This is a genomic window from Bradyrhizobium sp. USDA 4516 (assembly GCF_054055915.1).
Genome location: NZ_JBSRXT010000001.1, coordinates 7188992 through 7212638, shown reverse-complemented (window position 1 = coordinate 7212638; position 23647 = coordinate 7188992). Strand labels below are relative to the sequence as shown.

The following is a 23647-nucleotide window of genomic DNA, read 5'->3' as shown; positions in this document are numbered from 1 at the left end:
ATTTTACCCGATCATTTGTAACCAGGGCAACACGATCAGCAACAATCCGGCAAAGTAGATCAGGCCGAAGATCAGCCCGAATTTCCAGAAGTCGCCTTTGCCGATATAGCCGCTGCCGTAATACATCGGCGCCGGTCCCGTGGCATAGGGCGAAATCACGCCCATCAGGCCCAGCGAATAGACGCAGAGCAGCATCAAGGTCTGCACCGACAGGCCGGGAATGCTGGAGCCGACGGCGAGCACCACCGGCAGCACCGCGGCGGTATGCGAGGTGATGCTCGAGAAGAAATAGTGGATCCAGAAGAAGAAGGTGACGAGCAGGATCATCCCGACCAGCGGCGACGTGCCGGAAAGCGGCTTGGCATAGCCCTCGGCGACCCATTTGATGAAGCCGATCTCGTTGAGGCCGGACGACAGCGTGAGCAGCGAGGTGAAATAGAAAAATACCTCCCACGCACTCTTCTCCGCGACGATGTCCTCGAACGCGATCACGCCGGTCAGCAGCATCAGCGAGATCACGACGAACACGACCGTGGTCGCGTTGATGAAATTCGAGCCGAGCAGCGGCACGCTGATGTTGGGATTGGAGCCGCAGATCCACAGGAACATCGCGAGCACCACCAGCACCGCCATGATCCATTCGTGCCGCGACGGCGGCCCCATCTTGGCGAGCTCGCCCTCGCTCCAGGTCACGATCTCGGGGCTCTCCTTGATCTCGGGCCGGCAGACCAGATAGCTGAGCAGCGGCACCAGCAGCAGCAAGAGGATCCCGAGCGGCGCGAAGCCGATGAACCATTGCGACCAGCCGACCTCGATGTTGACGAGCTTCTTGGCGATCGAGAGCGCGGCGGCGTTCGGCGCCAGCGCGGTCAGGAACAGCGAGCTGGTGACGGCCGTGGTCGCGAACGCGGTCCACATCACGAAGGTGCCGATCTTGCCCGCGGTCGGGCCGGGCTCGGAGCCGTAGATGCGCGGGATGTTGCTGACGATCGGATAGATGGTGCCGCCGGAGCGCGCGGTGTTGGACGGCGTCGCCGGCGCCAGCACGAGATCGGAGAACGCCACCGCATAGCCGAGCCCGATGGTGCGGCGGCCGAGGCCGCGCACCAAGAGCAGCGCCAGCCGGCGGCCGAGCCCGCTCTTGCGATAGCCGATCGAGAACACGAAGGCGCCGACGATCAGCCACACCGTGCTCTCGGAAAAGCCGCCGAGCATCCAGCGCAGCGATTTGTTCGGGTCGTGCTCGACATAGCCGCCGATGCCGGCGACCGTCAGGCCGATCAGACCGACCGCGCCGACCGGCATCGATTCAAGGATCAGCCCGGTGATCACGGCGGCGAACACCGCGAAATAGTGCCACTGATTGGCGTTCAGCCCCGAAGGCACCGGGACCAGATAGATCACAAGCCAAACCAGCAACGGCGCAAACGTCCGCCATGACCATTTCATGCAGCGTCCCCCTCACCTGTGTCGATTGTCGGGCGCGCAAGCCGCCGTGTCCCGGCAGCGCCGCCATCTTTTTGTTGCAATCTAGCACGACCGCGCAGTCCGTCTCGGGAAACTGCTGCGGAACGGCGCGGCTTGTGGAGGAACCAGCGCGTTTCGTCAACACGTAGCGTCCCGGTGGCAGCCCCCATCGCAAGACCGCCCGCGCTTTGCTATCCTTGGCGGTATGACGTCACGCGACTCCGCCTCCTCCGAGATCACGCCCGAGGTGCTGCTGCGCGCCTATGCCTGCGGCATCTTCCCGATGGCGGAGAGCGCCGACGATCCGACCCTGTTCTGGGTCGAGCCGGAATTGCGCGGCGTGATTCCGTTCGACGGCTTCCGTGTCGCCTCCCGCCTGGCGCGCACCGTGCGCTCGGATGCCTTCACCGTCACCGTCGATACCGCGTTCAAGGCCGTGATCGCCGGTTGCGCGGCGCCGCAGCCCGGCCGCGACGACACCTGGATCAACAGGCGCATCCGCGATCTCTATGTCGGGCTGTACGCGTCGGGCCATTGCCACAGCGTCGAGGTCTGGCAGGACGACAATCTGGTCGGCGGGCTCTACGGCGTCAGCCTCGGCCGCGCCTTCTTCGGCGAAAGCATGTTTCACACCACGCGCGACGCATCGAAGGTCGCGCTGGTGCATCTGGTGGCGCGGCTGATCGCGGGCGGGTTCGAACTGCTCGACACGCAATATGTGACGGAGCACCTGAGGACGTTCGGCGCGATCGAGATCTCGCGGCGCCGCTATCGCGCGCTGCTCGACAAGGCGATCACGGGCGCGCCGGCGGATTTCCGCAAGCTCGACGCCACCCAGCCGGTCAAAGGTGCCGACGCGCTGGCAATCATCGCCGAGCGCAATTGAACGGTTGATCGCGTAGCCCGGATGAAGCCAACGGGTCGCGCGAACGCGCGCCCGATGACAGGCTCCGCGCAATCCGGGACAAGTCTCTCCGCGGAGAGAAACCCGGATTTCGCTGCGCTCCATCCGGGCCGTGCTTGCTAGTTCCCAAACAATCCGCCGAACAACCCGCCCGGCCGCTGCTGTTGCTGGGGCGGCGGAGGTGGCGGCTGCTGCTGCTGGTATTGCGGCTGTGGCGGCGGACGCGGTGCGGCCTGCTTCGGCGGCGCGCGCTTCTGGGCCGGCGGCGGCGGAGGCGTCGGCGCCTTCGGCGGATCGGGTGCGGCGGTCACGATGGTCTGGTCCGGCCCTTTGCAGTCGGTAAGCCAGATGTCGTAGATCGGATGCTCGACGCCGTGCAGGCCGGGGCTTGCCGCGAACATCCAGCCCGAGAAGATCCGCTTCACCTCGCCCTGCAGCGTGATCTCGTCGACCTCGACAAAGGCATCGGTGTTGGCGGCTTCCGTCGATGGCCTCGTGTAACAGGCATCGGTCTTCACCCGCAGCGCGCCGAACTGCACGGTCTCGCCGATATCCTCGTCGAAATTGATGATGCGCCCGGTGATCTTGTCGAGACCGGAGAAGCTCGCCTTCTTGTTGGTGATCTTGGTCGACGGCGGCTCCTGCACGACCTCGTCGCCCGGCTGCAACGTGGCAGGCGTCTGCGGCGGGGTGCCTGGGGGCGTGCCCTTGGGACGCTGCCCCGGCGGCAGCGGGTTGGCGCCGGGCGGCGTATTGGCGACGGCGGGACCGCCGGGTTGCGGCGGCTGCACGGCGACACCGGGCTGGGTGCCCTGCGGAGCCACCGTCGAGCCCGGCGGCGGCGCCAGCGGCTGCGACTGCACGCTGCCGGGCGGCGGCACCGCCTGGCCTGGCGGCAGCGCCCGCGGCTGTGTCGGCAGTAGACGGCCGCGCGGCAATTCCGGCACTTCCTCGTCGTCGTCGCTGGGAGGAGCCGGCTGACCACGCGGGATCGAGCCGGGCGGACGCGGCGCGGGATCGGAGAAAATCGTTCCGATCTGCGCGCGCGCGGGCGGCGCAAGCGAGATGGTTGAGGCGGCAACCAGGGCCGCAAAGCCAGTCAGGGCAACGGTTCGAAGCATCTCGCGCGGCTTTAAAGGGCGAATCGGGCTCGCGACAGTCTACCTTGATATCGGCCGCTCGCAGGCCACCGGTTAACACGCCGAATACGGCGGGGAAAGGGCACCCGGCCACCTCTCCCCGGTCCACTGGGCAGCCTCAGGTCACCCTCTGGTCACTCCTGGGAACACGTGTGATAGTCCTCACGCTGAAGCCACGCCGCCGCGCGTGAAAACCAGGAAAATCCGGATCGAACCGGACCAGCCAGAGGAAACCCACCATGCCCGATCGCATCAGGCTCGACGGCCGGGTCGCCGTCGTCACCGGGGCTGCCGGCGTCATCGGAACCGCCTCGCTTCAACTGCTCGCCGAACGGGGTGCGCGGATTGTCGCAGTCGACCGCAAGGGCGCCGATCTCAAGGCCGCCATCAAGGACCTGCCCGCCTCGGCCGAGGCCCTCGCAATCGAAGCCGACGTCACCGACGAGAACGAGGTCAAGGACTATGTCCGCGCCGCCGTCGACCGCTTCGGCACCATCGATGCCTTCTACAACAACGCCGGCGTCGAGGGCGACATCAGGCCGATCCCCGAATATTCGCTGGAGAGCTTTCGCCGGGTGCTCGACGTCAATGTGGTCGGCGTCTTCCTCGGCATGAAGCATGTGCTGCCGGTCATGCTGAAGCAGAACAAGGGCAGCATCATCAACACCGCCTCGATCGCCGGCCTTGTGGGATCGCCGATGATCGCGGTCTACAGCGCGAGCAAGCACGCGGTGATCGGGCTGACCAAGAGCGCGGCCTGGGAATGCACCGGCACCGGCGTGCGGGTCAATTGCGTCTGCCCCGGCATGATCGAGAGCCGGATGCTGAGCACGATCCTGCAGGGCCGCTCCGGCGGCAACGCGCCGCCGCCGATCGAGAAGATCGTCGACCGCATCCCGGCGCGCCGGCTCGGCCTCGCAAGCGAGGTCGCCTCCATCGTCGCTTTTCTTGCCTCCGACGAGGCGAGCTACGTCTCCGGCTCCGCCTACACCGTCGACGGCGGCCGCACCGCCGCCTGACACGACCGTCATTCCGGGATGGTGCGCAAGCACCAGACCCGGAATCTCGAGATTCCGGGTTCGATGCTTCGCATCGCCCCGGATTGACATCACCAAAAGAAGGTCCTCCCAATGCCCGTCGTTCTCGATCCCGATGCCGCTGCCGTCTACAAGGCGTTCCAGGAGGCCGGCCGTCCCGCCTATGAGACGCTGACCGCGCCGGAAGCGCGCGACTATTATCGAGCCGCCCGCGTCGTCTCCAATCCCGAGCCTCCCGCGTTGGAATCGAGCAAACCGCTCGCGATCCCGGCGCCGCACGGCACGATCCCTGCCCGCATCTACACGCCGAACACGCTGCGCAAGAAAGACGGGCTCGCGCCCTGCCTGGTGTTCTTCCACGGCGGCGGCTGGGTGATCGGCGATCTCGATACCCATGAGGTGGTTTGCCAGAAGCTTGCCCATGAGGGCGAGCTGATCGTGATCTCGATCGATTACCGCCTCGCGCCCGAGCATCGTTTCCCTGCCGCGGTCGATGACGCCGTCACCGCGACCCGATGGGTCGCCGCCAATGCCGGGGATCTCGGCATCGACGTCGCGCGCCTGATCGTCGGCGGCGACAGCGCCGGCGGCAACCTCGCGGCGGTGGTTGCCCTGACCGCCCGCGACGGCGGGCCGAAGCTCGCGGCCCAGCTGCTGATCTATCCCGCGACCGATTTCTCGCGGAAGCATCCCTCGCATCGCGAGCCCGAGACCAGCATCCTCCTGACGCATTCGGTGATCGGCTGGTTCGCCAACCATTATCTCGGTGACGCCGACAACAACGACTGGCGTGCCTCGCCGGCGCGCGCGAAGGACTTTGCCGGCTTGCCGCCGGCCTATGTGCTGACCGCCGGCGCCGATCCGCTCCGCGACGAAGGCGACGAGTATGCGAAATTCCTCAAGGACGCCGGCGTGCCGGTGACCTATCGGCATTTCCCCGGCCAGTTCCACGGCTTCTTCACCATGGGCAAGCTGCTCAATCAGGCCAATATCGCGGTGACCGAGATCAGCGCCTGGCTGAAGACGCTGGGCTGAGCAATCGGACCCGCGGCGACGTGGCTGGCGTCGTTCCCGATCGGGGCTCGCGAGCGCATCGCGAGCCTCTTGCGGCGTTAGTGCGCCTTGAAGTTCCCCACGCCGCGCGATAGTGCCGCCGTCAGCGCTTCACGCCGCCGGGCACTCCAGCCATCGAGATCGACTTGCTCACGCCACTCCTCGTCTACGGTATCCCGCTCGATTTCATCCTGTTCGCGCTGACGCTGCTCGGCGTCGCGATCTTCCATCACCACACGCTCGCGGTGGCGCTGACGGGCCTTGCCGCGATCGTCGCCTACAAGCTGCTGTTCGCGGGCTTTGCGAAATTCGGCGCCGGCCTGCCCGGTCTCGCGCATCACATGGAGCATGAGTGGGTCACGCTCGCCAACCTGTTCCTGCTCCTGATGGGCTTTGCGCTGCTGTCGCGCCATTTCGAGGAGAGCCGCATTCCCGACGAGATGCCGGCGCTGCTGCCCGATGACTGGAAGGGCGGACTGATCCTGCTGGTGATCGTGTTCGTGCTGTCGGGCTTCCTCGACAATATCGCGGCCGCGCTGATCGGCGGCACCGTGGCCCGCCACGTGTTCCGAGGCCGCGTCCATATCGGCTATCTCGCGGCGATTGTCGCCGCATCGAATGCCGGCGGCGCCGGCAGCGTCGTCGGCGACACCACGACGACGATGATGTGGATCGACGGCATCAGCCCGCTCACGGTCGTGGAGGCCTATGTCGCAGCCATCGTCGCGATGCTGGTGTTTGCGGTGCCGGCCTCCCTGCAACAGCACCGCTTTTCCCCGATCGTGAAGGATGCACCGTCCGGCCTTAGAATCGACTGGGCGCGGGTTGCGATCGTGGCCGTGATCCTGCTCGCCGCGCTGACGGCCAATGTGACGGCCAATCTGAAGTTCCCCGCGCTGCTCGATACGCTGCCCGTGCTCGGGCTCGCGGTCTGGGCCGCGATCCTGGTCACCTCGGTGCTGCGGCGGCCGGACTGGTCGGTGATGCCCGAGACGCTGAAAGGCACCGTCTTCCTGCTCGCGCTGGTGACGGCGGCCTCGATGATGCCGGTCGAAAAATTGCCCACCGCATCGTGGCAGACCGCGCTCGGGCTCGGCTTCGTCTCGGCGGTGTTCGACAATATTCCCCTAACCGCGCTGGCGCTGAAGCAAGGCGGCTATGACTGGGGCTTCCTCGCCTACGCGGTCGGATTTGGCGGGTCGATGGTCTGGTTCGGCTCGTCGGCGGGCGTTGCGGTGTCCAACATGTACCCGGAAGCCAAATCGGTGGTCCGCTGGATCACCCAGGGCTGGCCGATCATGGCGGCCTATGTCGTCGGCTTCTTTGTGATGCTCGCACTGCTTGGCTGGCATCCCGACGCGCCACATTGACGCAACACAATGCTGCAGTGCACAATTGCGCTTGCCTCAAAACTGTGGAAAATCGAGACAATTCCGTTGACATTGCTAAACTCCATTCGCCGTAACAAGTTATGGAGAGTTCGCATGAGTGTTAGTGCAGAAGTCCTCGCCCGCGCTCCGTCGGAGCAGATGGAGGACGAAATCAACACGGTGACTTCGCATCGACCACGCAGCAACATCCGGCCCCTCTCGCCGATGCCGGACTATGTCGAGCACCGCAACGGCGTCAACGAGGTGGGCAAGCTGTCGGCCGAGGCGGTCGTGCGCGAATATGAAGCGGCGGTGAAAGAGATCGAGGCCCTTGGATCGGAACTGCAACTGGCCGCCAAGAACTGCGAGGTCATGGTCGCAGGCGTTCATGACATGATCGCGGAGATCAAGGAGTTCGCTGCCGGTTACCGCGATCAGGGCAAGCGCTTCTTCCTGCAGATCGAAGCCGTCTCGCTGATGACCGCGGAGGTCAGGGATACCTGCGAAGCACTCAAGAAGAAGATCGCAACCGATACATTGGGCCAGTGATCTTTCGGTTGAAGCACGGTTCGCGATCAGAGCATCCGTGGATCTCTGCGATCGTGGGCTGATCCTGTATTGGTGAATGACTGCGCTATTCCGGCGCGGCGGAACCGTTAGTTCTATTCAAGACCAAGTCGCTCAAGACTAAGTCGTTCAACATCTTGCCCCGCTTCGGCGGGGCATTTTTTGTTGCGAGACGAGTGATCTCTGCACGAGTTGCGTCCTCGAACCGGCCGGACCTCCGTCCATGCCCTTAACGTGCGTCAGTTGCACGCCCGGTCATGTCCGTTGCCGGAGGCAAATCGGATATCGCGGACCAGCGATCGCTGAAATCCTTGGCCGGGAGTGTGTCCGTGCCGGCGACGGCAATGCCGTCGGTCCGGGGCGCGTGCGACTTGATGGTCGCGGCGGTCGCGGTGACAGCCAGCAGGGCGACAGCCACGAACCCGGTAATCGTTCGATGCTTTGTCATTAGAACCTCCTCGGGTCCCCAATGCCCACTTAACGTGGGTCACGGGAACCCTCGTCAGGTTCATCACTGCAAAGACGACATGGATCGCGTGAAATCGGACAACGAGCTTGTCCCAAACGCGCCTACCCGGCCCGCGCCGCACGCCGTAGCGATTGCGGCGGCTGGCCGAAGGCGCGGATGAAGGCGCGGCGCATCCGCTCAGGATCGCGGAAGCCGGTGATCTCGGCGACGCGCTCGATCGCCTCGCCCGACGACTGCACGCGCTGCCGCGCGACTTCGATCCTGAGCCGCTCGACCGCTTTCGACGGCGTCGTGCCGGTCTCCGCGATGAAGGCGCGGGTGAAATGCCGCGAACTCATCCCGGCCTTGTCGGCGAGGTTCTCGACCGTCAGCGGCGCATCGAGATGCTCGCGCGCCCAGGCGAGCAGCGGCCCGAACCGGCCGTTCGGCGTCTTCAATTCCAGCAGCGAGGAAAACTGCGACTGCCCGCCGCTGCGCCGATGATACAGCACGAGTTGCCGCGCGGTGTTCTGCGCGACCTCGTCGCCATAGTCCTCGGTGATCATCGCGAGCGCGAGGTCGATGCCGGCGGTGATGCCGGCCGAACTCCAGATATTGCCGTCGCGGACGAAGATCTGGTCCGGCTCGAGCTTGATCTTCGGATAGGTCTTCACGAAATGCGGCGTGCGCTGCCAATGCGTAGTGGCGCGGCGGCCGTCGAGCAGGCCCGCCTCGGCCAGCACATAGGCGCCCGAGCAGACGCTGGCGACGCGGATGCCGCGGCCCGCCATCCGCCGCACGAATGACAGCGTGGCCGGACAGGTCGCCGGCGTGCGCACGCCGTTGCCGCCCGCGATGATCAGCGTCGTGATCGCCGTCGATGGCTTGAGGCCGCGCGCGAGCATCTCGACACCGGACGAAGAGCGCACCGGTCCCGCCTTCACCGCAAGCGTCCTGATCGCCGGCGCGTTGTTGGCGAAGCGCGCCGCGATCTCGAAGGCCGCGATCGGGCCGGCCGCGTCGAGCAGCTGGAAGTCGGGAAAGATCAGGATGCCGATCATCGCCAAATCCTCGCAGGTGGCGTTACTTTCCTGGCAGCCCTCTCTCAGGAGCCTTCGTCCGAAAATGAGGGAAATACGCCATTTTGGACGAGAGGCCATCATGACATCGTGGTTCCGTCAAGCGCTATTTGGAGCCCCCGATGACCGAACCCCTGCAGATTGGATTGCTCGTCTTCCCGAAGGTGACCCAGCTCGACCTGACCGGTCCGCTGCAGGTGTTCTCCTCGGTCCCCGGCGCCAAGGTGCATCTGATCTGGAAACGCATCGAACCCGTTCCGACTGATTCCGTCATGGTCCTGACGCCGACCACGACCTTTGCCGATTGCCCGCAGCTCGACGTGATCTGCGTGCCCGGCGGCTTCGGCACCGACGACATGGTCGGCAACGAGGAGATGCTGGCCTTCCTGCGCAAGCAGGCCGAGGGTGCGAAATACGTCACGTCGGTCTGCACGGGATCGCTGGTGCTCGGCGCGGCCGGCCTGCTCAAGGGCTATCGCGCCACCACGCATTGGAGCTCGATTGATTTCCTGTCGGGCTTCGGGGCCATTCCGACCAGGACGCGCGTCTGCGTCGACCGCAACCGCTTCACCGGTGGCGGCGTCACCGCGGGCATCGACTTCGCGCTGACGCTGGTGTCGGAGCTCGTCGACCGCAAGACCGCGGAAGCGATCCAGCTCAGGCTCGAATACAACCCGGCCCCGCCGTTCAACGCGGGCTCGCCGGATACCGCACCGGCCGAGATCCTCGCTTTCATGAAAGAGCGGATCGCGCCGTCGCAGGCGCGCCGCGCCGACTTGATGGGCCGTGCCGCGGCACGGCTGTCCTGACCTGATCGCCGCAAAGAAAAAGGCCGCCCGGTTTCCCGAGCGGCCCTTCCTGTCTCACGGTAGCCTCACATTTGCGGGCGATTTCAGGACGTCTGTACCGGGGGCCTATCTCCCGGCCGCATCCAACTCGGAGGCCGCTGCACATCGGGACAGTCGCGATCTGGAGCCCGATCCGACGCGATGGTTTCCCATCTCCGTAAGATGGCCCTATTGAGCCGCGAACCCGCGCCCGGCGCAAGCGGGCAGCATCGGCTGCAGCCCACCTGTCCCCGCTGTTACCGTTGTTCACAGGCGCGCGCTTGCGCTGCCGGGCGCGTGTGCGATGCACGCGCGTCGTTACGCACGTGCACGTCAGGACAACAATGCGTGAAAGTCAGCTTCCCGGCGTCCAGGCGTGATAGTCGCCGGTCGCCTTGGGGCGGCGGCCGCTCGCCAGCGTCGAGCCGGACGGGCGGTAAGCCTGCGCGGTGCCGGTCAGGTTCGGCAGATGCGGCTTCTCCCATTCGCGCGCCTTGTAGCTCTCCTCGGTCGGCGGCACATCAACCGTGTGATGCAGCCAGCCGTGCCAGCCGGCCGGAATGCGGGAGGCTTCGGCGTAGCCGTTGTAGACCACCCAGCGGCGCTCGAAATGCAGCGTCGGGTCGATCTCACCGCCCTTGGTGCGGTAATAGCGGTTGCCCTGCTCGTCCTCGCCGACCAGTTCGCCGAATCGCGAGGTCCACAATTGCGTGCCAAAGGTCTGGCCATTCCACCAGGTGAAGAATTTCAGCAGGAATTGTTTCATGCGTGGCCGGCCGTCGGTTCGAGGCTATGGGCTCTGATGCCACCTCATTCCCCAAATGTCCAGCCGCCGCCAAGGTAGCCCCGCACCCCTCGGACAGCTCCCGGTTTATGCACCCGTTTGGCGACCAAATGACGCGCTCACGAGGAGTTTTGTTCAGCTGCCATACATGAGCCGCCGGCTACGCGAAGATGACCCACAATCAATGTGGAGCACGGGAACGTCCGACCACAGAGATGGTTAGACATTCACCGTTTTGATGGAGTCCAAAATGATCAATATGAAGGTTCTGAGCACCGCCGCGGCTCTGGCGCTTGCGCTGCCGTTGGCTGTGGCGCCGACCGTTTCGTTCGCCCAGTCTGCCGCACAGATGGGCGCGATGGGCGGCGGCGGCGGCCACGTTGGCGGCGGTGGTGGTGGTGGCGGCGGCTTTGGCGGCGGCCGCGGAGGCGGAGGTGCCATGGGCGGCGGCGGTGGCGGCGGCTGGCACGGCGGCGGTGGCGGTGGTCACTGGGCCGGTGGTGGCGGCGGCGGTTGGCGCGGCGGTGGCGGCTGGCACGGCGGGTATCATCGTGGCGGCGGATTCTGGCCCGGCGCGGTGGCCGGTGCGGTCGTCGGCGGCGCCCTCGCCTCGGGCGCTTATTACGGCTCCGGCTATGGCTACGGCCCCGGCTATTATGACGACAGCTACGGCTATTACGATGAACCGTCTGTTGCCGTGGAGGTGCCGAGTGGCGGCGGCGCCAGCTACTGCGCGCAGCGCTACAGGTCCTACGATCCGGCCTCGGGCACCTATCTCGGCTATGACGGCCGGCGGCATCCCTGCCCGTAATGAAGGCCTGAATTCTTGATTGCAAAAGGGCGGCGCCAGCGCCGCCCTTTTTTCATGTACGCAAGTCTTATGTGCGCAAGGCGACCGCGACGGCCGCGAACGTCACCACGAGCGCTGCGATGTCGCTCGTGCTGAGCGGCTCGCGCAGCATCGCCGCTGCCGCAAGCACGCCGACGACGGGGACCAGCAGCGTGCCGATCGACGCGGTCGCCGCCGGCAATCGCTCGAGCGCCGCAAACCAGCAGACATAGCAAAGGCAGAACTGGATCAGCGTCATGTAGATCATCGACGCCCAGCCGAACTGCGACAGCGTGGCGAGCTGCGGCTGCTCGATCATGATGCCGATGATTGCGATCGGCACGCAGCCGATCGCAAGCTGCCAGGCCGCGAGCGACAGCGGCGGCATCGCGAGCTTGAACGATTTGGTCAGCACCGTGCCGAGCCCGACACAGACCGCGCCGGCGAGCGCGAACAGAATCCCCGGCAGCTTGCCGAGGCTTGCGTCGATGCCGCCGCCGCCGATCAGCACCGCGATCCCGGCGAGCGCCACCGCAAGCGCAAGCGCACGCGGCAGCGACACGCGCTCGCCGAGCACCGGCCAGGCCACCAGCGCGACCCACACCGGAATCGATATCCCGAGCACGGCCGCCTCGCTGGCCCGCAGCCAGATCAGCGCGAGGCCCATGGACGCGACCCAGCCGCCGATCGACAGTGTCGACACCAAAGCAAGCCGCAACCACATGCCGTCGGGCACGCGCAGCGTCTGTCCCCGCACCAGCGCGACCAGCCCGAGCGCAACCGCGCCGACCACGCCGCACAGCCCGCGCGAGGACAGCGGCGGCCACTCCGTGAGCAGGAACTTCATGATCGGGAAGTTGAGTCCCCAGCCGATCGAGGCGACCACCAGGAATGCGACGCCAAGCGGTGACAGCGGGGCGCGGCCGGCGATGGGAACTGCGGTCATGGACCTGTCGTAAAGGGGATGGACAAATACAGGTGATGTGTCACGGCTAGCTGGAAATCTGCTTGTCAGCAAACAGCATATGCATTCTATGATACAGACTTTCCGTCTAGGTTCCGCCTTAATTGACGAACAGGCCAAGCGAGTCGCCGGCACGCGAGGCCGTTAGAAAGAGGATGCATCGTGCCGAGCGTTCTCGTGGTTGATGACGACCCGATGGTGTGCGTTGCCATCGAGGTGTGTCTGCAACGCCAGGGCTTCGAGGTCACCGTCGCCGATGGCGGCGAAGCCGGCATGCGCGCGCTCGAGCAGGCCACCTTCGACGTCATGCTGGTCGACGTCTTCATGCCGCATATGCGCGGTTTCGAGGCGATCCGCGTCTTCCACGAGCGCGCCCCCGAAATTCCCGTCATCGCGATGTCGGGCTATGCCTTCGCCAATGCCGACCGCGCGCCGGACTTCCTGCGGATGACGATCGAGCTCGGCGCGTCCGCCTGCCTGCGCAAGCCGTTCACCCCGCAGGCGCTGATTGCCGCCGTTAACGAATGTCTTGCGAAGTATGCACCTTCCGCTCGTCTTTCGAAATAATTGCTCGTACTAATCGTCGATGGCTTCCCAGCGTCTCATTCTCGGCAGCGGCCTTGCGATCCTCCTCGTCATCAGCGCGGCGTCGATCGGGTTGGACGTCAAGTCGCGCAGCGAGATTGATTCGGTCGATCGCACGCTCAGCATCCTGAAGCGCATTTCGGACGCGCGTCAGCTGCCGCGCAGCGTCGAGAGCGCGGCGCGCGGTTTCGCGCTGACCGGCGATGCGTCCTTTGCCGACGAGTTTCGCGAGCAGAGCGCAGCCCTCACCGCGGCCTTCGACGATCTGATGGCGGCGGTGACGTCGGCCCCCGAGGAGGCGCAGCTGATCACGGGCACCAGGGTCGAGGTCCAGCGTGCCATTGCGCTCGGCGCCGAGCTGATCAGGTTGCGCAGCGCGGGCGACACGGCCGGCGCCGCGGCGCTGGTCTCCGCCGGCGAGAGCCGCGCGCTGACCGACAAGGTCGGCGCGGCGCTCGACCGCCTGGTCACCGAAGAGCGCCGCCTGCTCCGGATTCGCACCGACCAGTCCAAGACCAATGGACGGCTGCTGCTGATGATCGATCTCGCCGGCGTGGCGATGATCCTGCTGCTCGCGATCGCGCTGACGGTGACGGCCCGGCGCGCCAGCCGCGAACTGCAGGGCGCGCTCAGCGCGACCAAGGCGACCAATCTGTCGCTCGAGGGCAAGGTCGCCGATCGCACCAAGGATCTCGGTGCCGCGCTCGAAGAGCTCCGCCGTTCCACCTCGGTGATGGAAACCACCTTCCGCACCATGGCGGAGGCGGTGCTGGTGATCGACAGCACCGGCACCGTGCTGCTGTCGAACCCGGCCGCCGAGAAGATGCTGCGCTACAAGCCAGGCATGACGGTCCGGCAGCTGCGCGCCATGAGCAACGTGTTCCAGTCCGACGGCGTCACGCCGATGCAGGCCGACGACATGCCGTCGGCCAGGACGCTGCGCGGCGAGGAATTCGACGGGCTGGAATTCGTCGCCAAGCCGGTGCGCGGCGCGCCGGAGATTCACCTCGTGGTGTCGGGCCGGCCGCTGCGCGACGGCGACGACACCATCACCGGCGCGGCGCTGATCTATCACGACATCACCGCCTCGCGCGAAACCGAGCACAAGCTGCAGCAGGCACAGAAGCTCGACGCCATCGGCAAGCTGACCGGCGGCGTCGCGCACGACTTCAACAACATGCTGACGGTCATCACCGGCACCACCGAGACGCTGGTCGACAGCCTGCGCGCCCAGCCGCAGCTCGCGAAAACCGCCGAGCTGATCGACCGCGCCGCCGAGCGCTGCCGCGAGCTGATCCAGCATCTGCTCGCCTTCGCGCGCCGCCAGCCGCTGGAGCCGCGCACCGTCGACATCAACGGCACCGTGGTCGACATCGCCAAGCTGCTGCGGCCGACGCTCGGCGAGCAGATCGAGATCAGTTCGGTGCTGGCGCCCGATGTCGCCAGCGTCCATATCGATCCGTCGCAGCTTGCCAACTCGCTGCTCAACATGGCGATCAACGCCCGCGACGCGATGCCGAACGGCGGCAAGCTGCTGTTCGAGACCAGCAACATCGTGCTCGACGACGCCTATGCGGCTGTCAATCCCGACATCACGCCGGGCCGCTACGTGCTGCTCGCGGTCAGCGACACCGGCACCGGCATGTCGCACGCGGTGCAGGACAAGGTGTTCGAGCCGTTCTTCACCACCAAGGAAGTCGGCAAGGGCTCCGGCCTCGGCATGAGCATGGTCTACGGCTTCGTCAAGCAGTCCGGCGGACATATCAAGATCTACAGCGAGGAAGGCCACGGCACCACGATCAAGCTCTATCTGCCCCCTGCCCGCGGCCAGGTCGAGGTCGAGGCGCCCCCGCCGGAGCCGGTGCGGCGCGGCAGCGAAGTCATCCTGGTGGTGGAAGACGACCAGCTGGTACGCAACTACGTCGTCACGCAGCTAGGCGCGCTCGGCTACAAGACCATCGCCGTGCCCGACGCCCGCGCCGCGCTGGCCCTGGTCGACAAGGGCGAGAAGTTCGACCTCCTGTTCACCGACGTGATCATGCCCGGCGGCATGAACGGCCGCCAGCTCGCCGACGAGGTGCAAAAACGCCGCCCCGGCATCAAGGTGCTCTACACCTCGGGCTACACCGAGAACGCGATCGTGCATCACGGCCGCCTCGACCAGGGCGTGCTGCTGCTGGCCAAGCCCTACCGCAAGGCGCAGCTCGCCAGCATGCTGCAGCAGGCGCTCGGCGAGTGATGTGAGCTACCTCGTCGCCAGCGCGACGCCGGCGAGGGTGAACAGCAGCGCGACGATCTGGCTTGGCCCCAGCGGCTCGTGCAATGCGACCGCGGACGCCACCACGCCGATGACAGGCACCGCCATGGTGCCGATCGCCGCGACCGAGGCCGGCAGGCGGGCGAGCGCGGCGAACCACGCGACATAGGCGACGCAGAACTGGATCAGCGTCGAATAGACCAGCAGCCACCAGCCGACCGTCGTGATGCGGTCGAGATGCGTGGTCTCGATCATCATGCCGACGATCGCGATCGGCACGCAGCCGAGGCCGATCTGCCAGGCCGCGGCCGGGATCGGCGGCATCACCAGCGGATATTTCTTCGCCAGCACCGTGCCGAGCGCAAAGCCGAAGGCGCCGCCGAGCGCCATGATGATTCCCGGCAGCTTCTCCTTGCTTGCGGTGATGCCGCTGCCGCCCATGATCGCGGCGAGGCCTGCAAAGGCCATCACCAGCGCGATGGTCCGCAGCAGCGTCGGCCGTTCGCCGAGCACCGGCCAGGCCAGCAGCGAGGCCCATACCGGCATCGTGTAGGCGATCAGCGCGGCCTCGCTCGCCGGCAGCCAGAGCAGCGCCAGCCCCATCAGCACCATCCAGCCGGTGACGTTGAGCGCCGCATAGAGCACGAGCCGCGGCCACAGCCGGCTCTCGACATGCAGGCTCTGGGCGCGGATCAGCGCCAGCGCCGCGAGCAGCACGGCGCCGATCACCCCGGTGGTGCCGCGCAAGGTCAGCGGCGGCAGCTCGCCGAGCAGGAACTTGGTAGACGGCCAGTTGAACCCCCAGCCCACTGAGGTGATGGCGAGGAACATCAGGCCGGCGGGCGCAAGGCGCGGCCGCGCGGAAGGCTTCTGGACTGTCATGGAACCCGGCGGGGATGTGAGTCGGCCTCACCTTGCCCGCGATTTTGTCGCCCGACCATCACGGCTCTGACATGCCTGATCCGTACTTTGCCCGTAGGCCTACGTGAGTCCCCAAAATTCAATCCGGGACCGCGAATAAAAACTTCGCCTGTGAACAGCGGGGCGAAGCTCCGATCCACAGGCGATAGGAATATTTTTGGCTTGGGAATCCCTGAGGACTCACCGATAGTTGGCTCGATCACAGGCGCGGCACCGACCCCTGTTATCCCCCTCTTTCCACCATATTTAGTGTTTGATTCAGAAACTCGTACTAGTCCTTGACGGGCGTGACGGACATGGCCTAGCTTTCAACCTGTTCGGCGCGAGTGTGTTTGGGTCCCCGCCGGTCGCTCCCACAAGGGTTCCAAAATGACCACTCCGCCAGGCCCTCGGGCCGCGGGTGAAGGGCTTTTCTGCCCTGATTTTGGGGCCGCCGTCGGGGACGACAAACGGGCCGCGAAGGACCCGGAAACAGAGGCCGTAACCGGCCCGCAAGAAGCGTACGCGTGACGTGTCGCGTGAAGCGTTTTGGGGCGTTGAATGCATGACCCGGAGCACCCGACCAGTCGGGCGCCGCGCCGGGACGATGCCGCCGCAGGACCGGTCATACCGGTGCCCAGCGGATGAGAGAAAACAGGCCGGATCCACCGGCTGAGCTGCGGATGACGGGAGGCGTGCTGACGCGTGTTCCGAAGTCCGCGAACAGACAACATTCCGGCACCTGCGGGGAAACGTGGGGCCGGGCAGAAGAAGAGACGGGGCTCGACCATGCGAATCGAACGACGCAACACAACCAGCGGACAATCTCCCTATGCCGGGATCAATTTCCGCCTGACCACCTCAGAGATCCGCAATCCGGACGGCTCGGTCGTGTTCCGCGCCGAGAACGTCGAGGTTCCGGAGTTCTGGTCGCAGGTCGCCTCCGACGTGCTGGCGCAGAAGTATTTCCGTAAAGCGGGCGTTGCCGCGCGCCTGAAGAAGGTCGAGGAAGAGACCGTGCCGTCCTGGCTGTGGCGTTCGGTGCCGGACACCGAGGCGCTTGGCCTCCTGCCGGAGAACGAGCGCATCGTCGGCGAAACCTCGGCCAAGCAGGTGTTCGATCGCCTCGCCGGCTGCTGGACCTATTGGGGCTGGAAGGGCGGCTACTTCTCCACCGAAGAAGACGCCCTCGCCTTCTTCGACGAGCTCCGCTTCCAGCTGGCAAAACAGATGGTCGCGCCGAACTCGCCGCAGTGGTTCAACACCGGGCTGCACTGGGCCTACGGCGTCGATGGCCCCGGCCAGGGCCACTATTACGTCGACTGGAAGACCGGCAAGCTGACCAAGTCGAAGTCGGCCTATGAGCATCCGCAGCCGCATGCCTGCTTCATCCAGGGCGTCGGCGACGACCTCGTCAACGAGGGCGGCATCATGGACCTCTGGGTGCGCGAGGCGCGCCTGTTCAAATATGGCTCCGGCACCGGCTCCAACTTCTCGAGCCTGCGCGGCGAAGGCGAGAAGCTGTCCGGCGGCGGCCGCTCAAGCGGCCTGATGAGCTTCCTCAAGATCGGCGACCGCGCCGCGGGCGCGATCAAGTCGGGCGGCACCACGCGCCGCGCCGCCAAGATGGTCGTGGTCGACGCCGATCACCCCGATATCGAGACCTATATCGACTGGAAGGTGAAGGAGGAGCAGAAGGTCGCCGCCCTCGTCACCGGCTCCAAGATCAACCAGAAGCACCTCAAGGCCGTGATGAAGGCCTGCGTCAACTGCGAAGGCAGCGGCGACGACTGCTTCGACCCGGAGAAGAACCCAGCGCTCCGCCGCGAGATCAAGCTCGCGCGCCGCGCGCTGGTGCCGGACAACTACATCAAGCGCGTCATCCAGTTCGCCAAGCAGGGCTACAAGGACATCTCGTTCGACACCTACGATACCGACTGGGATTCCGAGGCCTACCTCACCGTCTCCGGCCAGAACTCCAACAACTCGGTGTCGCTGAAGGACGATTTTCTGCGCGCGGTGGAAACGGACGGTGACTGGAATCTGGTCGGCCGCACCACGAAGAAGGTGACCAAGACGCTGAAGGCCCGCGACCTCTGGGAGAAGATCGGCTACGCCGCCTGGGCGAGCGCCGATCCCGGCCTGCACTTCAACACCACGATGAACGACTGGCACACCTGCAAGGCGTCCGGCGACATCCGCGCGTCCAATCCGTGCTCGGAATACATGTTCCTGGACGACACGGCGTGCAACCTCGCCTCGGCCAACCTGCTGACGTTCTACAGCACCACCACCAAGCGGTTCGATATCGAGTCCTACGAGCACCTCTGCCGGCTCTGGACCATCGTGCTCGAAATCTCGGTCATGATGGCCCAGTTCCCGTCGAAGGCGATCGCCGAACTGTCCTACGAATTCCGAACGCTCGGCCTCGGCTTCGCCAACATCGGCGGCCTCTTGATGACCATGGGCCTGCCCTATGACTCGAAGGAAGGCCGTTCGCTGTGCGGCGCGCTGACCGCTGTGATGACCGGCATCGCCTACAAGACCTCGGCCGAGATGGCGGCCGAGCTCGGCACCTTCCCGGGCTACAAGAAGAACGCGGCGCACATGCTGCGCGTGATCCGCAACCACCGCCGCGCCGCCCACGGCAACGCCACCGGTTACGAGGCGCTCTCGGTCAACCCGGTGCCGCTCGATCACGCCTCCTGCCCGCAGGCGGACATCGTCACCCATGCCAGGCTGGCCTGGGATGACGCGTTGGCGCTCGGCGAGGTCAACGGCTATCGCAATGCCCAGACCACCGTGGTAGCGCCGACCGGCACCATCGGCCTCGTGATGGATTGCGACACCACCGGCATCGAGCCCGACTTCGCGCTGGTGAAGTTCAAAAAGCTCGCCGGCGGCGGCTACTTCAAGATCATCAACCAGGCGGTGCCGTCCGCGCTGCGCGCGCTCGGCTATCGCGAGAGCGAGATCGCGGAGATCGAGGCCTACGCCGTCGGCCACGGCTCGCTGTCGAATGCGCCCGGCATCAATGCCTCGACCCTGAAGGCCAAGGGCTTCACCGATGAAGCCATTGCCAAGGTGGAAAAGGCGCTGCCGACCGCGTTCGACATCAAGTTCGCCTTCAACAAGTGGACCTTTGGCGAGGACTTCATCCGCGACCAGCTCGGCATCGGCGCCGAGGCAATCTCCGCGCCCGGCTTCGACCTGCTCCAGGCCGTCGGCTTCACCAAGCGCGAGATCGAGGCCGCCAACGTGCACATCTGCGGCGCGATGACGGTCGAAGGCGCGCCTCATTTGAAGGCGGAGCACTATCCCGTGTTCGACTGCGCCAACCCCTGCGGCAAAATTGGAAAACGTTACCTCTCGGTCGAGAGCCACATCAGGATGATGGCGGCCTCGCAGCCGTTCATCTCGGGCGCGATCTCCAAGACCATCAACATGCCGAACGACGCCACGGTTGAGGACTGCAAGTCCGCCTACCTGCTGTCGTGGAAGCTGGCGCTGAAGGCCAACGCGCTGTACCGCGACGGCTCGAAGCTGTCGCAGCCGCTGAACTCGCAGCTCATCGCCGACGATGAGGACGAGGACGATGCGGTGGAAGCGCTCTACGAGAAGCCGATGGCGGCGCGTGCCGCCCAGGTTTCGGAGAAGATCGTCGAGAAGCTGGTCGAGCGCATCGTCGTGATGCGCGAGCGCGAGAAGATGCCGGACCGACGCAAGGGCTACACCCAGAAGGCGGTTGTCGGCGGCCACAAGGTGTATCTCCGCACCGGCGAATATGACGACGGACGGCTCGGCGAGATCTTCATCGACATGCACAAGGAAGGCGCGGCGCTGCGCTCCTTCATCAACAACTTCGCGATCGCAGTGTCGCTCGGTCTGCAATACGGCGTGCCGCTCGAGGAATATGTCGACGCCTTCACCTTCACCCGCTTCGAGCCTGCGGGTCCCGTGCAGGGCAACGACTCGATCAAATACGCGACCTCGATCCTCGACTATGTCTTCCGCGAGCTCGCGGTGAGCTACATGGCGCGCTTCGACCTCGCCCATGTCGATCCGAACGAGTCTGGCTTCGACGCACTCGGCAAGGGCGTCGAGGAAGGCAAGGAGCCGGATGAGGCCCCCGCCCAGCACCAGGCGACCAAGTACCTGTCGAAGGGCCTGACCCGGTCGCGCACCGACAACCTCGTCGTCATGCGCGGCGGCTCGGCCGCGGTGAGCCAGGGCGCCGACAACGCGCCCGCCGGCAACCGCGTCACCGCCCTCGCCTCCCACGGCGCAACCTCGCGCGGCGCCTCCGACACCGTCGAAGGCGCGGTCGCCCTGAAGCAGGAAGTCAGCCACGACCTCTCGCCGACCGAGAAGCTCGAGGCCCTGAACTGGAGCAAGCCCGGCACCGCCGCAGCCGCCGCCCCAAGCAAGGCGGAACGTCGCGCCGAAGCGAAGGCCAAGGGCTACGAAGGCGAGATGTGCTCGGAGTGCGGCAACTTCACGCTGGTGCGGAATGGGACCTGCATGAAGTGCGATACGTGCGGGTCCACGACGGGGTGTTCGTAGCAACAATCGCATTTACGCAGGTAAAGAAGGCCGCTCCAAGCGGCCTTCTTCTTGGCAAGGAACTCAATCTAACGTTGGATACGCCCCTATGACACTTCCTGATAGCTATACTATTAAGCCCAATTCTATACCGGCCTACTTCGATGCAATGCTTGACGCCCAACCGCCGGAACGCTTCTCGGTGAAATTTTTGGAGAATCTGGGGTTCAACCCGCTTCCTTCGGAAAGATCAAAGTCGCCGCTATGCAGTACCATGTAAATATCGTTCTTCCGGACACCCGCGATCAGGCGGTCTACGACGCAATCTTCAAGAGTCTTCGGGATCATCTCGGATGAAAGAAATCGACCTGTATTCGTTCGTCTACCGAGGGGTTCTCACCGACGAGGCTCTGGATCGCGTAGGAAGGCGACGTCGACACCATTTCGGAGCCGATGAAGCAAAAGATATTCAAAAATCTCTTTCGTATGATTTCCTAGATCCAGATCTGCTGGCTGAAGCTCAACGCATGGCCTCTGTCTACGCCGCCGTTCACGCCTTCGAAAATACCGTGAGACAGATGACCATAAAGGCAATGGCTGAGGCCCACGGAGAAAATTGGTGGGATAAAGTACCCGAAAGAATTCGTAAGACTTCGAACACGCGTATGGAGGAGGATGCAAAATCTCGCTGGCACGGAGCTCGCGGAGCTGTTGACATCAACTATTGTGATTTTGGTGACCTCTCATCGATCATCGTAACAAACTGGAATGTTTTCGAAGATCTCTTGGGCAATCTCGAATGGGCGAAGGCAACGCTCAACAGCCTAGAAAAATCGCGAAATATTATCATGCATGGTGGAGCACTTGCCAAAGAGGACATTGAACGCATTGGGATGAACATAAGAGACTGGATAAGGCAGGCCGGCTAGCCCGCCTACTCGCGGCCTGCTTACGGCAGCAAGCGTAGCCCGGAAGAGCGAAGCGACATCCGGGGCCGACACGCAGGTCCCAAAGATCAATCCCGCATATCGCTTTGCTCATGCGGGCTGCTTGCTGGCAGTGCCTGCGCCGTTGCCTACGCCGGCAGCACGATCACCTTCGTTTTGAGGGGCGTTCGCGAATAGAGGTCGATCATGTCCTGACTGAGGAGGCCGGTACAGCCGCTCGTAATACCGTTCCCGATCGTTTCGGGGGCGCTGGTGCTATAGATCGTGTAAAGCGTGTACACCCCATTTTGGTAGAGGTAGAGCACGCGCGCGCCAAGTGGATTGTCGAGACCCCCCGCCATGCCGCGAGCATATTTGCCCGCCTCCGGCTGGCGCGCGATCATCTCCTTGGGTGGCGTCCAGGTCGGCCATTCGGCTTTGCGCCCGACATAAGCCTCCCCGCTCCACCGGAACCCATCGCGGCCGACATTGGCGCCATAGCGGGTCGCGTTTCCTTCGCCTTCGATGCGGTAGACATAGTATTTGCTCGGATCGACGATGATCGTACCGGGCGCCTCATCGCTGTGGTACTTCACGGTCTTGCGAAAATATTTCGGATCGACCTTACTGACGTCGACCGCGGGGATCGGGAATTTCTCGTCGGGCACGGGCCCGTAGACCTTCTCCGCCTCGGCCAGGCTCATGTAGTCGGACGCACAACCGGCCAGGCTCAGTGCGGCGAGACCAGCAGCAGAACCGACCAGAAACGCCCGGCGGTTGAGAAGCCGCGACCGAGGCCCAGGCAGAGCGCCCTCGCCCATCGCACCGGCGTCGGCAATTCCACGGTCCATGATCATGATTTCTGATTTTCCCTTGTCCCGTTGCGCGGCCGAAGCAGACTTTGGCATACAGTAGAAGGGAAAAGAAAAGTTCTTCGTCATTGTCTGAGGTTGACCAACAGATGGTCTTGTGAATCCTTCCGAGAACAATGCGAGAACTTCGGCGGATTACGCTTCCGCCTTCGCTCCATGAGCTAAAGGTCGGCGGGTTACGCCTTCGGCTAATCCGCCCTACGCGATGGCAACAACTGATTGATCACGTTTTCATGCGATTGATCTGCGGCGCTTTGTCGGACCAAATTAGTATGGAATCACCGCCCCGCTACCCTGCCGCATTCCATGCGGAAAATGAATCGAAGGTGAAAACCCAATGAGACGCGTTGTCCAGGCTTCGCTCGGACTCCTCGCATGGAGCATTCTCCAAACCTCGCCCGCATCCGGCCAGCTCAAGGGCAACGCCGACAACATTTGTCGGAACGGATATTTCCCGCGCGAGAGCACCGACTACAGGCTGGCGAAGATCAAAGGCGCAGCCGGCGACAGGATCTATTTCCGCGGCGACGGCAACGAGCGTTGCCCCGACGACCAAGCCTGTCGTCTGAAAACTTATGTCGTTCGCAACGATGAAGTCATTGTTTCCCGGACGTCAGGCAAGTTCGCATGCAGTTGGTTTCAACCTCGCAAGGGCACTGAGACGGTCGGCTGGATCGAGATCGAAAGGCTTGCGTGGCAGGAGGACATACGAGGACCGGCAGAACGGGGTTGGCTCGGCGAATGGCGTGCCTACGACAACGTCATTCGCATCTCGAAATCGAAAGAGGCAGGTCGGCTGGCCATCAAGGGCGAGGCCATTTGGGGTTCGGGCAGCCGCACCCATTCCGGCGAGCTTGATTACGAAGCAAAACCTTCAGACGATAAGATGAAATTCGGTGACGGGACGGACGAACTCGACTGTCAGGTCACGATGCAGCTCGTCGGCAAGTTACTGGTTGTCGGCGACAACCTCCATTGCGGCGGGACAAACGTCTCATTTTCAGGTGTCTACCAAAAGAGACCGACGCGATGAGCATCTCGCGGCTCGTAGGGCGGATTAGCGCAGCGTAATCCGCCCTTCGTCGCGGTAACGCCGA

Annotated in this window: 20 protein-coding genes; 12 read left to right on the top strand and 8 right to left on the bottom strand. The window is 64.6% G+C overall.

Features of this window, described 5'->3' with window-relative positions; translation table 11 throughout:
* Positions 1–3: 3 nt before the first annotated feature.
* On the bottom strand, positions 4–1449 hold the full coding sequence (locus tag ACVI1L_RS33025) for a DASS family sodium-coupled anion symporter (RefSeq protein WP_018271403.1): 1446 nt from the start codon (positions 1447–1449) through the stop codon (positions 4–6).
* A gap of 223 nt (positions 1450–1672) precedes the next feature.
* Here ACVI1L_RS33025 and aat point away from each other — a divergent pair, with 223 nt between their 5' ends.
* Positions 1673–2353 (top strand): leucyl/phenylalanyl-tRNA--protein transferase, encoded by a 681-nt coding sequence (gene aat, locus ACVI1L_RS33020; protein WP_076832236.1) that lies wholly within the window; start codon positions 1673–1675, stop codon positions 2351–2353.
* Between the two features lie 137 nt (positions 2354–2490).
* Here aat and ACVI1L_RS33015 read toward each other — a convergent pair whose 3' ends face one another.
* Positions 2491–3492, bottom strand: coding sequence for a DUF2155 domain-containing protein (locus ACVI1L_RS33015; protein ID WP_168857922.1), 1002 nt, complete (start codon positions 3490–3492; stop codon positions 2491–2493).
* 257 nt (positions 3493–3749) lie between these two features.
* Between ACVI1L_RS33015 and ACVI1L_RS33010 the strand changes: the two genes are divergently transcribed.
* The 4 genes from ACVI1L_RS33010 (at position 3750) to ACVI1L_RS32995 (ending at position 7519) form a co-directional block, all read left to right on the top strand.
* On the top strand, positions 3750–4529 hold the full coding sequence (locus tag ACVI1L_RS33010) for an SDR family NAD(P)-dependent oxidoreductase (protein WP_253608832.1): 780 nt from the start codon (positions 3750–3752) through the stop codon (positions 4527–4529).
* A 111-nt stretch (positions 4530–4640) separates the two neighbouring features.
* Positions 4641–5582, top strand: a complete 942-nt coding sequence (locus tag ACVI1L_RS33005) for an alpha/beta hydrolase (RefSeq protein WP_168857920.1) — start codon at positions 4641–4643, stop codon at positions 5580–5582.
* 164 nt (positions 5583–5746) lie between these two features.
* Complete coding sequence (locus tag ACVI1L_RS33000; protein WP_076832228.1) at positions 5747–6970, top strand: SLC13 family permease; 1224 nt, start codon at positions 5747–5749, stop codon at positions 6968–6970.
* Between the two features lie 114 nt (positions 6971–7084).
* Positions 7085–7519, top strand: coding sequence for a hypothetical protein (locus ACVI1L_RS32995; RefSeq protein ID WP_229193149.1), 435 nt, complete (start codon positions 7085–7087; stop codon positions 7517–7519).
* 247 nt (positions 7520–7766) lie between these two features.
* On the opposite strand, the gene ACVI1L_RS32990 is transcribed toward ACVI1L_RS32995, so the two are convergent.
* Together ACVI1L_RS32990 and ACVI1L_RS32985 are read right to left on the bottom strand one after the other, a co-directional pair.
* Complete coding sequence (locus tag ACVI1L_RS32990) at positions 7767–7985, bottom strand: hypothetical protein (protein WP_076832225.1); 219 nt, start codon at positions 7983–7985, stop codon at positions 7767–7769.
* A 122-nt stretch (positions 7986–8107) separates the two neighbouring features.
* Entirely contained in the window at positions 8108–9046 is a 939-nt protein-coding gene (locus ACVI1L_RS32985; RefSeq protein WP_076832223.1) for a GlxA family transcriptional regulator, read from the bottom strand.
* A 140-nt stretch (positions 9047–9186) separates the two neighbouring features.
* On the opposite strand from ACVI1L_RS32985, the gene ACVI1L_RS32980 reads away from it, so the two are divergent.
* Entirely contained in the window at positions 9187–9873 is a 687-nt protein-coding gene (locus ACVI1L_RS32980) for a DJ-1/PfpI family protein (protein ID WP_456784791.1), read from the top strand.
* Between the two features lie 373 nt (positions 9874–10246).
* Here ACVI1L_RS32980 and ACVI1L_RS32975 read toward each other — a convergent pair whose 3' ends face one another.
* Positions 10247–10657: an NADH:ubiquinone oxidoreductase subunit NDUFA12 gene (locus tag ACVI1L_RS32975; RefSeq protein WP_456784790.1), complete on the bottom strand. Its 411-nt coding sequence runs from the start codon at positions 10655–10657 to the stop codon at positions 10247–10249.
* A gap of 268 nt (positions 10658–10925) precedes the next feature.
* On the opposite strand from ACVI1L_RS32975, the gene ACVI1L_RS32970 reads away from it, so the two are divergent.
* Positions 10926–11486: a BA14K family protein gene (locus tag ACVI1L_RS32970; RefSeq protein ID WP_456784788.1), complete on the top strand. Its 561-nt coding sequence runs from the start codon at positions 10926–10928 to the stop codon at positions 11484–11486.
* 67 nt (positions 11487–11553) lie between these two features.
* Here ACVI1L_RS32970 and ACVI1L_RS32965 read toward each other — a convergent pair whose 3' ends face one another.
* Entirely contained in the window at positions 11554–12450 is an 897-nt protein-coding gene (locus ACVI1L_RS32965) for a DMT family transporter (RefSeq protein WP_456784787.1), read from the bottom strand.
* A gap of 180 nt (positions 12451–12630) precedes the next feature.
* On the opposite strand from ACVI1L_RS32965, the gene ACVI1L_RS32960 reads away from it, so the two are divergent.
* Positions 12631–13035: a response regulator gene (locus ACVI1L_RS32960; protein ID WP_028332273.1), complete on the top strand. Its 405-nt coding sequence runs from the start codon at positions 12631–12633 to the stop codon at positions 13033–13035.
* A 19-nt stretch (positions 13036–13054) separates the two neighbouring features.
* Positions 13055–15292 carry a CHASE3 domain-containing protein gene (locus ACVI1L_RS32955; protein WP_456784786.1) on the top strand — a complete coding sequence of 746 codons (2238 nt, stop codon included), beginning with the start codon at positions 13055–13057 and terminating at the stop codon, positions 15290–15292.
* 6 nt (positions 15293–15298) lie between these two features.
* On the opposite strand, the gene ACVI1L_RS32950 is transcribed toward ACVI1L_RS32955, so the two are convergent.
* On the bottom strand, positions 15299–16192 hold the full coding sequence (locus ACVI1L_RS32950) for a DMT family transporter (protein ID WP_456784785.1): 894 nt from the start codon (positions 16190–16192) through the stop codon (positions 15299–15301).
* Positions 16193–16999: 807 nt separating this feature from the next.
* Between ACVI1L_RS32950 and ACVI1L_RS32945 the strand changes: the two genes are divergently transcribed.
* Both ACVI1L_RS32945 and ACVI1L_RS32940 read left to right on the top strand, forming a co-directional pair.
* Positions 17000–20773, top strand: coding sequence for a vitamin B12-dependent ribonucleotide reductase (locus ACVI1L_RS32945; RefSeq protein WP_456784784.1), 3774 nt, complete (start codon positions 17000–17002; stop codon positions 20771–20773).
* A gap of 332 nt (positions 20774–21105) precedes the next feature.
* Positions 21106–21681, top strand: coding sequence for a Swt1 family HEPN domain-containing protein (locus tag ACVI1L_RS32940; protein WP_456784783.1), 576 nt, complete (start codon positions 21106–21108; stop codon positions 21679–21681).
* Positions 21682–21827: 146 nt separating this feature from the next.
* Here ACVI1L_RS32940 and ACVI1L_RS32935 read toward each other — a convergent pair whose 3' ends face one another.
* A complete protein-coding gene (locus ACVI1L_RS32935) occupies positions 21828–22535 on the bottom strand; it encodes a L,D-transpeptidase (protein WP_168859022.1) in 708 nt (235 codons plus the stop codon).
* A gap of 352 nt (positions 22536–22887) precedes the next feature.
* Here ACVI1L_RS32935 and ACVI1L_RS32930 point away from each other — a divergent pair, with 352 nt between their 5' ends.
* Positions 22888–23583 carry a hypothetical protein gene (locus ACVI1L_RS32930; protein ID WP_456784782.1) on the top strand — a complete coding sequence of 232 codons (696 nt, stop codon included), beginning with the start codon at positions 22888–22890 and terminating at the stop codon, positions 23581–23583.
* Positions 23584–23647 lie beyond the last annotated feature (64 nt).

Bases quoted from the DNA above. Each gene is read 5' to 3' on its own strand.
- ACVI1L_RS33025 (WP_018271403.1), bottom strand. From the start codon at position 1,449: ATGAAATGGTCATGGCGGACGTTTGCGCCGTTGCTGGTTTGGCTTGTG.
- aat (WP_076832236.1), top strand. From the start codon at position 1,673: ATGACGTCACGCGACTCCGCCTCCTCCGAGATCACGCCCGAGGTGCTG.
- ACVI1L_RS33015 (WP_168857922.1), bottom strand. From the start codon at position 3,492: ATGCTTCGAACCGTTGCCCTGACTGGCTTTGCGGCCCTGGTTGCCGCC.
- ACVI1L_RS33010 (WP_253608832.1), top strand. From the start codon at position 3,750: ATGCCCGATCGCATCAGGCTCGACGGCCGGGTCGCCGTCGTCACCGGG.
- ACVI1L_RS33005 (WP_168857920.1), top strand. From the start codon at position 4,641: ATGCCCGTCGTTCTCGATCCCGATGCCGCTGCCGTCTACAAGGCGTTC.
- ACVI1L_RS32995 (WP_229193149.1), top strand. From the start codon at position 7,085: ATGAGTGTTAGTGCAGAAGTCCTCGCCCGCGCTCCGTCGGAGCAGATG.
- ACVI1L_RS32990 (WP_076832225.1), bottom strand. From the start codon at position 7,985: ATGACAAAGCATCGAACGATTACCGGGTTCGTGGCTGTCGCCCTGCTG.
- ACVI1L_RS32985 (WP_076832223.1), bottom strand. From the start codon at position 9,046: ATGATCGGCATCCTGATCTTTCCCGACTTCCAGCTGCTCGACGCGGCC.
- ACVI1L_RS32980 (WP_456784791.1), top strand. From the start codon at position 9,187: ATGACCGAACCCCTGCAGATTGGATTGCTCGTCTTCCCGAAGGTGACC.
- ACVI1L_RS32975 (WP_456784790.1), bottom strand. From the start codon at position 10,657: ATGAAACAATTCCTGCTGAAATTCTTCACCTGGTGGAATGGCCAGACC.
- ACVI1L_RS32970 (WP_456784788.1), top strand. From the start codon at position 10,926: ATGATCAATATGAAGGTTCTGAGCACCGCCGCGGCTCTGGCGCTTGCG.
- ACVI1L_RS32965 (WP_456784787.1), bottom strand. From the start codon at position 12,450: ATGACCGCAGTTCCCATCGCCGGCCGCGCCCCGCTGTCACCGCTTGGC.
- ACVI1L_RS32955 (WP_456784786.1), top strand. From the start codon at position 13,055: ATGGCTTCCCAGCGTCTCATTCTCGGCAGCGGCCTTGCGATCCTCCTC.
- ACVI1L_RS32950 (WP_456784785.1), bottom strand. From the start codon at position 16,192: ATGACAGTCCAGAAGCCTTCCGCGCGGCCGCGCCTTGCGCCCGCCGGC.
- ACVI1L_RS32945 (WP_456784784.1), top strand. From the start codon at position 17,000: ATGCGAATCGAACGACGCAACACAACCAGCGGACAATCTCCCTATGCC.
- ACVI1L_RS32940 (WP_456784783.1), top strand. From the start codon at position 21,106: ATGAAAGAAATCGACCTGTATTCGTTCGTCTACCGAGGGGTTCTCACC.
- ACVI1L_RS32935 (WP_168859022.1), bottom strand. From the start codon at position 22,535: ATGATCATGGACCGTGGAATTGCCGACGCCGGTGCGATGGGCGAGGGC.
- ACVI1L_RS32930 (WP_456784782.1), top strand. From the start codon at position 22,888: ATGAGACGCGTTGTCCAGGCTTCGCTCGGACTCCTCGCATGGAGCATT.